The following is a 12,352-nucleotide window of genomic DNA, read 5'->3' as shown; positions in this document are numbered from 1 at the left end:
TGCCCACAGTTCGCCGCCGGCCGTGCGGCGAGCGTGCCGGGCGGGGTTTTGCTGGGGGCATGAGCAATTTATCCCCACGCCGCACCCCGGTGATTCCGCGGCCCCGGATCCGCGCGGCGCGCAGCCGCAGCGAGCTGTTCCGCCGCTACCGCAAGCCGCTGGCGCTGGCCTTCACCCTGCTGGCGTTGGCCGCGGCGCTGAACGTGCTGGCCACCGGGCAGCTGGCCCAGCGGCAGGTGGTGGTGGCGCTGGCGGATATCGCCGCCGGGCGCACGGTGAGCGCGCAGCAGATCGAGGTGCAAAGCGTTCCGCTGGCTCCCGATGACCGGCAGGTGATCAGCGAGCCGGCCGCGGTGCTCGGCCAACGATTGGCGGTGGCGGTCCCCGCGGGCACGGTGCTGCGCGAGCACCTGCTGGTCGGGCCGAATCTGCTCACCGGTTCCGCCGCCGGGACCGTCGCGGTGCCCATCCGGCTCAGCGATCCGGCGACGGTGGCCCTGATTCATCCGGGCCAGCTGGTGGATATCGTCTTGACCACCGGGGACGGGTTCGAGCAGCAGATCAGTTCGCGCACCATCGCCCGCGCGGTGCCGGTGCTCTGGGTGCCCAGCAGCGATAGCGGCGGCGAGCTGGGAATGTTCAGCGCCGCCGGTACGCCCGGCGAAGGGATCATCGTGGTCGCCGCCGCCAATGCCCGCTCCGATGAGCTGGCCGGGGCGGTTTCGCGCGGCAAGGTCTCCGCGGTGCTGGTGAACTAGCCCCAGTGCGGCGGCTTGTCCCGCTTCATCGCTTCGGCCAGGTCCTCGGCCGGCTCTCCCCACATCCGCGGGTCATCGTCCTTGGCGCGCAGCTCGTCCAGCGGGTTCTGCGGTTGCTCGGCGGCTGGCGCGGAACCGTCCCGGCTTGCGGCCAGCGCCCGATCCACCGATTCGGTGGCGGGCACCGGCGCATAGCTGCCGGTCAGTTCGGCCTTGACGCTCAGCTGCTGGGGAGGGGCGATGACGCGCGGACGCTTCGCCCGGCCAGCTGGCTTGCCGGCCGGCTGCTGGCTCATTTCCCGTCGGTTTTCGGCTCTGCGCCTTCCGCGCGCGCCGGGATCGGCGCGGGAGTCGGCACGGCCTCCTCGGCGGGCTGCGCGGCCGCCGGTTTCGGCGCTGGCTTCTGCGCTGGCTGCTCCGCCGGCTTGGCCGCAGGTTTCTTCGCGGCCGGCGGGTCGGCGGTGACGGAGCTTGCGGAGACCGGCGGGGCCATCGGCACCCGGGTGCGCGGCCCGGTGTGCGTCGCCGCGGAGGCGGCGGGACTCAGCTCCAGGCTGCGGGCCAGCCGGTCGGTGACCGAGGCCGGGTCGGTGAACACGTCGATGGTCCACAGCGGCACGTAGCGCCAGCCGTGGTTCTCGAAGAATTCCGGACGCAGCCGGCTGCGTTCGCGCACGGTCAGCCCGGCATAGTGCTCGGTGCCGTCGTAGACCACGGCCAGCGGGCGCACGGCGCCGGCCCCGTCCATATCCAGCGCGTGGGCCGAAAGATCCAGCACCCCGCGGTAGTCCTCGGCCACGATCGCGCCGCGTTCGCGCAGGCGCCGGGCCAGATCGGAGACGAGCGCGTCGAAACGCGGGCTGCGCATGGAGCTGACTCCGGAATCCCCGGCCTGCACGCGGCCGAAGAGCTCGAAGAACTGCCGCGCCCCGCGGTACACCCGGTCCAGGTCCACATCGCTGGGCAGCAGCCCGGAGACCAGGGTCATCCGCTTGCGCGAACGGGTCATCGCGGACACGAACAGCTGCTCCCCGCCGGGGCGGGAAAGCGCACCGAATTCGTGCAGCGTCTTGCCGTGCGGGGTCCGCCCGAAGCCCCAGGCGAAGATGACCGCGTCGCGGCGCACCCCGATCAGCCGGTCCATGGTGGTCACCACGAAGGGTTCGACCTTGGAGCGCAGCGCGTTCATCGCGTACTTGTGGTTGGGCAGCTGCACGCGGATCGCCTCGGCGATGGCCGCGGCATGGGCCCGGTTCGAGGCGATCACCGCGAGCGACTCGGTGGAGTGCGCGGCGAAGTGCGCGAAGACCAGGTCCACGACCTTGGCGACCTCCGCGGCGGTGGTCTGCACGCCCTCCTCGCTGCTGGACAGCGTCCCGGTGGCATCGGGCACGTACACCCCGGTGAGCAGCGGGCTGCTTCCGGTGATCGTCACGGCCACCGGCAGCCGCGAGATGGCCGAATCGTAGTAGGTGTTCGAGAGCTGCTCGACCAGCCCCTCGTCGATGCCGCGGTACACGGTGGACAGGGTGCCGGTGACCAGCACGCGGTTCAGCGCGGTGAGCGCGGAGAGCCCGGGGTTGCGTTCCTTCAGCCGCGCGGTGGGATCCACCGACACCTCGAAGGTCTTCGGCCCGCCGAGCATCTCGTCGCCGATCGCGATGACCTGCTTGGAGCGGCGCACCGCATCGAGCACCTCGCGCAGCGTCAGGTAGTTGGCCTCCAGCAGGATCACCGCATCGAAGTCGGTGTCTGCCGGCAGCGCGCTGCCCAGCAGCAGCGGAGCCGAAACGAAGACCGGGGTCAGCGAGTTGACCAGCGCCGGACCGAAGTCGAGCAGGCCGGCGACGGTGGGGGTGCCGTCCTTCAGGATGCCGCGCAGCGCCTTGGAGGCGGCCCGGTGGTCGGCCAGCGAGGCCTTCCAATTGCGCGCCAGCGCCCAGCGGATCCGGGAGGGGCCCGAGGCGATATGCGCCCCGTCGGCCAGCCGGAAGTCCGCCTCGATCTTCTCCAGCTTCGCGCCGTCATTCATCGCGAGGAAGTCGTCCCCGGAGATCATCGCCTCCAGCGCCGACTGCCACCAGGCGAGCTCGAGCTCGGCGTCCACCGCGTCCGCATCGATTTCCCGTTCGGCGAAGTCGGCCAGCAGATCCGCGAGCCCGCCCTCGGAGAGCTGCTCGGCGATCAGCGTGCGTTCGGGCAGCTCGGCCAGGTCTTCCTTGCGGTCCACCAGCGCGGCGATGGTGTCCAGCAGCGTGGCGATCGGCATTTCGCGCAGCCGCGCACCGAGCTGGGCCGGCAGCACCGCGGCGAGCTTGTCGATCCGCGCGCCGGCGTCGTGGTATCCGGCTTCCACATCCAGCAGCCCGCCGGGAACCGCGGGGTTCCGCTGGCTGGTGGCGTAGGTCCGCCAGGCGTCGCGCTGGACGGAGACCGCCTGCAAGGCCGCCTGCAGATCGGAGACATGCATGCCGGGGCGCACGTACTCCTTGGCGATCTTGCGCAGCCGGGAGCGGACGATGGAACCCATCTCCACCCCGTGCTCGCGGCGCCAGGCGCTGGAGGCGGTCGCGGCGATCAGGTCGTCGATCTCGCCTTCGAAGATGTCCGCCTCGAACTTGTCCAGCGAACCGCGCACGGCGACCAGCAGCTGGAGCTGGTCCCCCCACTTGTCGTAGCTGTCCTCCAGGCGGATCTGCGATTGCGCGGCGATCTTCTGCATGTGCTCGTGCAGGATCGGCAGGTCCCGGCCCAGCCCGCTGGCCAGGGTGAGCGCCTGCTCGGTGGCTTCCTGGTTGCGCAGCGGTGCGCCGAACCAGGGGCTGGTGGTGTGCGATTTGGAGAAGGCGCCGAGCTGCGCGGCGCGCTTGAGCTGCGCGGCGACGTGGCCGCGCTGGCCCATGGAGTCGAGCACCGAGCGCTTGAGCCGCACCGTGGTGGACGGGGCCGGGTCCAGCGAGGTGAGCCGGGCCAGCTCCTGCATCGCCTGGTAGGGCGAGCAGCCCCAGCGGCTGCGCACCGAATGCAGCGACTTGACGTGCTCGTGCAGCGCATTGCGGCTTGCGCGCAGCTTTTCCAGCAGGCTCCCCAGCTGCGGTTCGGTGGCGCGCTCGTTGCGCAGGATCGCGCGGATCAGCAGGTTGCGCAGCGCCTCGGGGTCCTCATTGGGTTCCAGCAGCAGGCTGCCGGCGTCGAGCTGCTCGTTGAAGCGGCGCACGAATTCCTCGGCGGCCGAACGCTGCTCGGCGACGACCAGCACGCGCTTGCCCTGGGCTGCGAGCAGGCCGGCGGCGTTCAGCGCGGTCTGCGTGGCCCCGGTGCCGGCGGCGGCGTTGATGCTCACCGATTCGCCCGAGGAGATGTAGTCCAGCATGCGCGCCTGGGACTCGTCGGCGTCCAGCAGGTAGAGCTCTTCGGCCGGATCGCGTTCGTCGCTGTTCTTGGCCAGCACGCTGGTTCCGGTGTGCACCTTGCGGGTGGAGCCGCCCGGTGCCGGAGCGCTTGGCTCGCCGGAGCGCCGGGTTTTGGAGGAGTCCTTGATCAGGCTGGCGACGCGGCGCAGCCGCGAGCCGCCCGGCTCTTCGGTTTTGCCTTCGGGTTCCGCCTCTGTTGGCGTCTCGGAGTCCGCGTCGGCTGGAGCCTTGGCGGGCGCGGCTGGCGCGGCTTCGGCGGGCTCGCCGGCGTTTTCCTCGGCGCGGATCAGCGCCTCGATCACCGGGTGCGAGCCGGTGAGCTTCGCCGGGTCGGCCGGGTCGATCAGATCGGAGAAGGTGGAGACCAGCAGGCGGTGGCCGATGACCACGCCGGGAACCTCGGAGAGCTGCTGGCGCAGTGCGTCCATGCCGCGGACCGGGTCGAAGCGGGCGATGGAGTAGGCGGCGGCGTCCACCGCGTCCACGTCGATGCGGGCTTCGTGGTCGGATTCGAATTGCCTTACGAAGGCCGGGGAAATCTCCGCGCGGCCTACCAGCTGCACGTCGTAGTCGTCGTGGTCCAGGTGCTTGGTCAGGGTGATCCGGCCGAGCATGATCGGGGCGGACACCGGTTCGCTTTTGCCCTCGTGCACGGCACGCCAATTGGCGACACCGGCGGCCAGATAGCCCACGTCGATGCCGCGCTCTTCCCAGAGCTCGGCGGTTTTGGCACTCAGCGCCCGTGCGGTGCGCCGCGCGGCGGCAAACTGCTCCGCATCGTGCAGCAAGGTGGACAGGCGGGTGCGCCGACCTGCAAGAAACTGGGCCAAACCCGATGGATTTGCGTGAGTGATGTCGATGCTGTTCGACATCGACGGCGCAAATCGCAAGGTGGTGTCGGCGCCGGCACTCTGGCCCAGGGATTTCACCCAGGTGGCGACGCGCTCGGCAGCAGCATTTTGGCCACTAGTCACGACAGTTATTCCCTTCACTGAACCGACCATCACGGCGCGCCACAATGACAGCGCGCCTCCTTCCTAACGTAGTGCACGCACCGGTGAGAACCGGGGCGCGAAACACGTTTTAAACCCGGCAAGCGGAACCGGACCTCACCGAAGGTCCCCCAGAGGGGCGCTGCAGGTGAGGCGGTTCCGCTTGGCGGCCACGGGCGGACCCGTGCCAGCTAGTGCTGTGGGATTACTCCCACTCGATGGTTCCCGGTGGCTTGGAGGTAACATCCAGTACCACGCGGTTGACCCCGTCCACCTCGTTGGTGATGCGGTTCGAGATCTTCGAGAGCAGGTCGTAGGGCAGGCGCGACCAGTCTGCGGTCATCGCATCCTCGGAGGAGACCGGGCGCAGCACGATCGGGTGGCCGTAGGTGCGGTGATCGCCCTGGACACCCACCGAGCGCACGTCGGCGAGCAGGACGACCGGCATCTGCCAGACTTCCTCATCCAGTCCGGCTGCGGTCAGCTCGGCGCGGGCGATGGCGTCGGCCTTGCGCAATAGCGTCAGGCGTTCCTCATTGACCGAACCGATGATGCGGATACCCAGTCCCGGGCCGGGGAACGGCTGGCGTCCCACGATTTCCTCGGGCAGGCCGAGCTCGCGGCCCACGGCGCGGACCTCGTCCTTGAACAGGGTGCGCAGCGGCTCGACAAGCTCGAAGTCCAGGTCCTCGGGCAGGCCGCCGACGTTGTGGTGGCTCTTGATGTTGGAGGCACCTTCGCCGCCGCCGGATTCGACGACGTCCGGGTACAGCGTGCCCTGGACGAGGAACTTGACCGGTTCGCCCTTGCCCGCTTCCTGCTTCAGGATCGCGATCTCCGCGGCCTCGAAGGCACGGATGAATTCGCGGCCGATGATCTTGCGCTTGGTCTCCGGGTCGGTGACCCCGTCCAGCGCGGTCAAGAAGCGTTCGCGTTCGTCGGCGATGTAGAGCTTCGCGCCGGTGGCGGCGACGAAGTCCTTCTCCACCTGTTCGGCTTCGCCTTCGCGCAGCAGACCGTGGTTGACGAACACGCAGGTGAGGTTGTCGCCGATGGCGCGCTGCACGAGGGCTGCGGCCACGGCCGAGTCAACGCCGCCGGACAGGCCGCAGATGGCCTTGCCGTCGCCGACCTGGGTGCGGATGTGCTCGATCTGCTCCTCGGCGATGTTGCCGGCGGTCCAGTCGGCCTTCAGGCCCGCACCGTTGTAGAGGAAGTTCTCCAGGATGTCCTGGCCGAACTCGCAGTGCTTGACCTCTGGGTGCCACTGCACGCCGTAGAGGCGCTTGGCCTCGTTGGCGAAGGCGGCGACCGGGGCGCCTGCCGTGGTGGCGAGCACCTCGAAGCCTGCAGGTGCCTCGGAGACGGAGTCGCCGTGGCTCATCCACACGTTCGGTGCCTTTTCGGCACCGGCGAGCAGCGAACGGGCATCGCCGTTGAAGGTGGTTTGGGTCGAACCGTATTCGCGCAGGCCGGTCTCCGCGACGGTGCCGCCCAAAGCGTTTGCCATGGCCTGGAAGCCATAGCAAATACCGAGGACCGGGATACCGGCTTCGAAGAGGTCTGCACCAACACTCGGCGCACCCTCGGCGTAAACGCTGGAGGGACCACCGGAGAGGATGATCGCTGCAGGGTTCTTGGCCAGGATGGCTTCGGTGGACAGGGTGTGCGGAACGATCTCCGAGTACACACGGGCCTCACGTACGCGGCGAGCGATGAGCTGCGCGTATTGGGCCCCGTAGTCGACGACCAGAACCGGCTTATGTTCTGGGGTGAGGGGAGCAGTAGTCACGAGCTCTAGTCTACGCGGTTCGCCGGGCGCGAAATAGCGCATGACGTGTCATCAGCGTCACCCGGAGCATAAGGCGGCGCGCACGCATCGGGCGCGGGAAGCAAAAATCCCCGCCACGGCGATGCGTGACGGGGATGAAGCAGAGCAGCCTAGTAGCGTTTGGCGGCCTTGGGGTGGGCAGCCAGCTCGGCGTCCACCTCGGCGTGCACCGTGCGTTCGGTGAAGAAGGAGAGCAACGGGATCACCCCGCCCAGGGCGATGGTGATGAAGCGGCTAAATGGCCAGCGCATCAGCGACCAGAGGCGGAAGTCGGCGAACAGGTAGACCACGTACATCCAGCCGTGCACGATCAGGATGCCCAGCGAGATGTTCACTCCCCCGCTGATTTCGGCGCGGTTGAGCATCGAAATGGTGTTGGCGGTGCCGCCCAGCAATTCGCCGCCGACAAACAGCTCCAGCTGCCAGAAGTACTTGAAGATCATTTCCGCCACCAGCAGCAGCAGCATCACGCCGGTGGCGTAGGCGAACACCTTGTAGAAGATGGCGGCCGAGCGGATCTGGGCCGGGGTGCCACCGAATTTGCGGGGGCGGGCGGCGGGAGTGGTGCTGGACATCTGCAAGGAGTCCTTTCCGAAGGTGGGAGGTGGGGGCTAGTTCTCTAGGTGCTTCTCGCGGGCGGCGGTCTGCGCGGCGGCTTCGGCGATCTCGTCCATGCCGCGCTGGTAATCATCGCGCACCAGCCGGTACCAGAGGAAGAATGCGAAACCGGCGAAGACGACCCATTCGATGCCGTAGAAGACGTTCAGCCAGTTGATCTGCGGCTCCTGGGGCTGCGGACCGACATAGATCGCATCGATGCCCGGCTGGGCGGCCGGCTGGCCGTCGACGCTCAGTGCATGTGCGGTGACGAACCCGGAGTACAGGTCCTGGTCCCAGATGTTGGCCAGCTGCGCGGTGGACAGGGTGGCCAGCGCCGGGTTGCGCACATCATGGTTCAGCTCCGGGCCTTCCGGCGGCAGCAGGCGCCCGGTGATTTCCACCGAGCCCTCGGGAGCCGCGGACGGGGTGCCGGTTTCCGGCTGCCAGCCGCGGACCACGGCCATCGCCTCGCCATCCGGTGCGCCGTCCACGGCGAAGGCCGTTACCACCCAGCTGCCGAGGCGGTCATCGTCCACGCGGCCCTCGACCAGCACGTCGGTGCCGGGAAGGAATTCGCCGGAGAAGGTGACGATCTGATCCGATTTGGTGCCTAGCATCTCCACGCCCGGGGTGTAGTGCTCGGTCAGCGGGACCGGAACCTCGGTTTCGTCGATCTTGACGGCCGGTTCGGTGGAGGAAGCCCCGAATTGCCAGCCCGAGAGGGCCACAAATCCGGTGGCCACGAGCAACGCACCGAGCAATGCGGCGATCCATTTGGGTTTCAGAGCGGTTTTCAGCACACTCTAACCGTACTTCGATTGCTTGTAGAAGTTCCACTGGGCACGAGGTGAGATTGGCCTAACCCGATAGCTTGCGCACTTCGGGAACCATCTCGCATCCTCGTTCGTTGAGGGGCAGGTTAAACGCCGCAGTCCCGCCGCGCCGGGAATCGGCGTGGCGGGACTGCGGTGCAAAGAGCTTAGAAGCGGTCCGACTCGTAGGGCGAGAGAACCACGTCGACGCGCTGGAATTCCTTGAGCGTCGAATAGCCGGTGGTGGCCATCGAGCGGCGCAGCGCACCGACCAGGTTGGAGGTGCCGTTGGTCTCGTGGGACGGGCCGAAGAGCACGTTCTCCAGGGTGCCGACGGTGCCGATCTGGGCGCGGTCGCCACGCGGGCTGGCCTCGTGCACGGCCTCCATGCCCCAGTGGAATCCGGCGCCGGGAGCTTCTTCGGCACGCGCCAGGGCGGTGCCGAGCATCACCGCGTCGGCGCCCATGGCGACCGCCTTGACGATGTCCCCGGAGTTGCCCAGGCCGCCGTCGGCGATCACGTGCACGTAGCGTCCGCCGGTCTCTTCGATGTAGTCGCGGCGGGCCGCTGCCACATCGGCGATGGCGGTGGCCATCGGGGCGTGGATGCCCAGGGTGCGGCGGGTGGTCGAGGAGGCGCCGCCGCCGAAGCCGACCAGCACGCCGGCCGCGCCGGTGCGCATCAGGTGCATGGCCGGGGTGTAGCCGGCCGCGCCACCGACGATGACCGGGACGTCGAGCTCGTAGATGAACTGCTTGAGGTTCAGTGGTTCGGTGGTCTGCGAGACGTGCTCGGCAGAGACCGTGGTGCCGCGGATGACGAAGATGTCAACGCCGGCATCGAGCACGGTCTTGTAGTGCTCTTGGGTGCGCTGCGGGGTCAACGAGCCTGCCACGACCACGCCGGCGTCGCGGATCTCGGAGAGCCGGGAGCTGATCAGCTCCGGCTGGATCGGCGCCGCGTAGAGCTCCTGGAGCTTCGCGGTGATCTTCGAATCGTTGCGGACCGACGCCTCGGACTTCAGCCCAGCGATTTCGGCGAGCACCGGTTCGGGGTTCTCGTAGCGCGTCCACAGCCCTTCGAGGTTCAGCACGCCCAAGCCGCCGAGCTTGCCCAACGCGATGGCGGTGGCCGGGGAGGTCACCGAATCCATCGGTGCGCCCAGGATAGGGGTGTTGAACTGGAAGGCGTCGATCTGCCAGGACACCGAAACGTCCTTGGGATCACGGGTGCGGCGATTCGGTACGATCGCTACGTCGTCCAGGGAATATGCCTTCGTGGCCCGCTTGCCACGGCCGATCTCAATCTCGTTACTCACCAGACAAGGTTACCAAGTTCCGCGCAGATTCCCGCTTTATCTCGCACGGCACGCCCCGCACCAATACAGGCACGGGGCGTGATTCCGGGAGAAATCGGTGAGCAAGCTCACCGCTTTCCGCGCGCCGGGGCGGGTGGATTCGGGCTTAGCCGGCCGGATTCAGTGTGGCCAGGGTGCCCGCCAGGGCGGTGGCGGCACGTTCCTCGGCCTGCGCGATGCGTTCCATCTGATCGGCCATGCGCCCGAAGAGCTCGCTGCGGGCTTCGGGATCCACGTCCGGATCGATCATTTCGCTCAGGTCAATCCAGTCGGCGCTGAGCTGCGCGTAATCCGCGGCGTGTTCTGCCAGCGGTTCCAAGCCGGGAAGTTCCGCGCATTCGTCGAGGAAGTCCGCGTAGAGCCCGCGCAGGCCGCCGAATCCGCCGAAGCGGGTGTCGGTCATGAAGCCGTGCAGCTGGGCCAGCCCCGCGCTCAAGCGCTGCGGATCGGCGAAGATCTGCGTCCAGCCCTTCTTGGTGCTGGTGTCGCGCAGCCGTTCGGCCCAGGTGTGCATGCCGGCGATGCCGAAGCGGTTGGCGAAATGCACCGGGATCCCCTTCAGCTCGGCGGTGCCCAGCAGCCGGCCGTTGGTTTCGGTGATCGCCTCGAGCACATTGGCGGTGAGCGTTTCAAGCTTGGGCGAACGGCGCGAAGGGATCCACGCCTGCCAGTGCTTTTCCTTCTTGCGCTTGGCGCGGGCGGCAGCCAGGTCGCTCGGGCTGATCGGCATCAGCGAGCCCGATCCGTCGTCGACGAGCAGGTCATCCTCGTGTTCGCCGACGATGGCCAGGTCGATGGTTTCGGCCTCGTCGACCTCGCTGGATTCGATCCAGGGCAGGGCGCCGACGGCCACGCGCACGACTACCGCGCGTCCGGCGTCCAGCGCGTGGTCCAGATATTCGGCGGCGCGCTGCGCCGAACCGGTGGTGCGTTCGTTGACCTTCGCCCCGCTGCGGGTGAGCAGGTTCTGCGTGTACGGCTCGGGGTGTGCGCGGGTCACGATGGTCGCGGTGGTCACCTCTTCGTACTCGAAGGTGAAGACCATGAAGCCGATGCCTCCGGCCAGACCGGCCAGCAGGGCCTCGCTCATCGGTTCACCGGTGGCTGGATTGGTCACTCCGGCCTGGGTGAACACCCGATGCCAGAGGCCCGCGTCGTACTGCACAACCTCGGTCGGAGCCGGGTATTCGGGTAGCTCCTCCTCCGGTGAGGTGGCCGGTGCTGGCGCAGGGGCCGGCTTGGGCTTCTTGCCGGTTTTCTCTGCCGCCTTGGCATCCCGTGCTTCCTTGGCGTAGTTACGGGCGGCAGCTGCGCGCACGGCCTTGGGGCCTTCGGGCTTGTCGGTCAGGATGTTCTTGCGCGCGGTCGTATAGCTCTCCCCGGTACGTTCCATGCGTTCGCGGGCGAGCTTCTTCAGATTCGCGGGTTGTGCCAAGATAATGTCCTTCGTTCACGGATACGCGCAGGCGGGTAGCTCCCGCGCACCGGTGGGTGCCGCCGTGCCTTCATTCTACGTGGGCGCGGCTCCCGCTTTCATCCACTGGAGGCGCGGAGCTTGGCGTTCCGCTTTGGCTCCCCCGGTGGCGTGCCCCGCGCGGTGGGCGGAGTTCTCCCGCTCACCAGTGGCTAGTCCCAATACGTATTACGCCGCGGCTGCTGCTCCGGATCAACATGCTTCGGCAAAATCACATGCGGCAACCCATCCACCAATACCACCTGGATCCGCCCCGCATCGGCATCCATATGCGCACCACGGCACAAAGCCCCCAAATTGCCCAGCTTCGTCTCCCCGCCCTTCCACCACGGATCAATATGGTGGAACTCCACCTTCTCCGGCGGCTCCGTGCAACCAGGCACAATGCACCCGCGATCGCGGGCCAGCACCGCACGCTTGAGCTTCTCCGGCACAATGCGTTGGGCTCGGCCGTAGTCGAGCAGTTCGCTCTTCGAATTGAACACCGCCGGAATGATCTCGGCCTGGCACAAGAGCCGTCTCAGCTCGCCGGGCGGCAGATGCACCCCGTGCGCGGTCCGCGCATCCCCGGCAGCCAAATCCTGCAGGTTCTCCAGCTTCAGATGCACGATCACCTCCGGCCGGATCCGCGCCCCTCCACCAGCAGTGGTGGTGGTGGTGGTGGTGAGGATGTCCAGCAGAGCGTTCAGCGCCCGTTCGGGTACGGTGGCGATGGTTTCGGTCTCTTCGGGGTCCCAGCGTGCTTCGTTGCCCACGCCTTCGGGAAGGAAATCCGGGAACCCCGAACTGGCGGTGTTAGGTTCGGTGGTGGCTTCCGGTACGGCCGGTTCGAGAATGCTCGGATCCACGGCCGACGCAGCGTCTTCATCCTCGTCGGTGCCGTTTTGTTCGCCGCTGGTCGGGTCGATGGCCTCGGATGCTTCTGCTTCGTCGTGGGACGGCGCAGGGTCACCCGGGTTCGTGCGCACCGCCTGCCCCACCCGGGTACGCGGATTATTGGCCTGCGCGATCAACGAATCGAGCACCTCGCCCTCCAACGTGCTCACCCGCAAGAGGAACTCCCGGCTCAGCGCATTGCGCACCGGCAACGCATACAACCCGCGCCGCACCGACG

9 protein-coding genes are annotated in these 12,352 nt (G+C 68.0%); 1 reads left to right on the top strand and 8 read right to left on the bottom strand.

The window, feature by feature from the left end; all coding sequences use genetic code 11:
- Positions 1 to 59: 59 nt before the first annotated feature.
- Entirely contained in the window at positions 60 to 758 is a 699-nt protein-coding gene (locus CQ015_RS16440) for an RcpC/CpaB family pilus assembly protein (protein WP_105650654.1), read from the top strand.
- Here CQ015_RS16440 and CQ015_RS16435 read toward each other — a convergent pair.
- The 8 genes from CQ015_RS16435 to CQ015_RS19620 all read right to left on the bottom strand — a co-directional run bounded on the left by CQ015_RS16435 (position 755) and on the right by CQ015_RS19620 (position 11,993).
- Positions 755 to 1,054, bottom strand: coding sequence for a hypothetical protein (locus CQ015_RS16435; RefSeq protein ID WP_105650653.1), 300 nt, complete (start codon positions 1,052 to 1,054; stop codon positions 755 to 757). The genes CQ015_RS16440 and CQ015_RS16435 overlap by 4 nt on opposite strands.
- The gene (locus tag CQ015_RS19070) at positions 1,051 to 5,145 is read right to left on the bottom strand and encodes a DNA helicase (protein WP_181150450.1); all 4,095 of its coding nucleotides are present in this window, start codon (positions 5,143 to 5,145) and stop codon (positions 1,051 to 1,053) included. The genes CQ015_RS16435 and CQ015_RS19070 overlap by 4 nt, the downstream gene beginning before the upstream one ends.
- A 223-nt stretch (positions 5,146 to 5,368) precedes the next feature.
- Entirely contained in the window at positions 5,369 to 6,997 is a 1,629-nt protein-coding gene (guaA, locus tag CQ015_RS16425) for a glutamine-hydrolyzing GMP synthase (protein ID WP_258133811.1), read from the bottom strand.
- Positions 6,998 to 7,104: 107 nt separating this feature from the next.
- Entirely contained in the window at positions 7,105 to 7,569 is a 465-nt protein-coding gene (locus CQ015_RS16420) for a DUF3817 domain-containing protein (protein ID WP_096283031.1), read from the bottom strand.
- Positions 7,570 to 7,605: 36 nt separating this feature from the next.
- Positions 7,606 to 8,394, bottom strand: coding sequence for an SURF1 family protein (locus CQ015_RS16415; RefSeq protein ID WP_105650652.1), 789 nt, complete (start codon positions 8,392 to 8,394; stop codon positions 7,606 to 7,608).
- Positions 8,395 to 8,573: 179 nt separating this feature from the next.
- Entirely contained in the window at positions 8,574 to 9,725 is a 1,152-nt protein-coding gene (locus tag CQ015_RS16410; protein ID WP_105553087.1) for a GuaB3 family IMP dehydrogenase-related protein, read from the bottom strand.
- Between the two features lie 145 nt (positions 9,726 to 9,870).
- Positions 9,871 to 11,199, bottom strand: coding sequence for a DUF4872 domain-containing protein (locus CQ015_RS16405; protein WP_105650651.1), 1,329 nt, complete (start codon positions 11,197 to 11,199; stop codon positions 9,871 to 9,873).
- Positions 11,200 to 11,390: 191 nt separating this feature from the next.
- Positions 11,391 to 11,993, bottom strand: a complete 603-nt coding sequence (locus tag CQ015_RS19620; protein WP_374955699.1) for a DUF222 domain-containing protein — start codon at positions 11,991 to 11,993, stop codon at positions 11,391 to 11,393.
- Positions 11,994 to 12,352: the final 359 nt, after the last annotated feature.

It is taken from the genome of Arthrobacter sp. MYb221 (assembly GCF_002979835.1).
Classification (GTDB): Bacteria; Actinomycetota; Actinomycetes; order Actinomycetales; family Micrococcaceae; genus Glutamicibacter.
The sequence above is the reverse complement of the archived record's forward strand: the minus strand, read 5'-3'. Positions and strand labels throughout refer to the sequence as shown.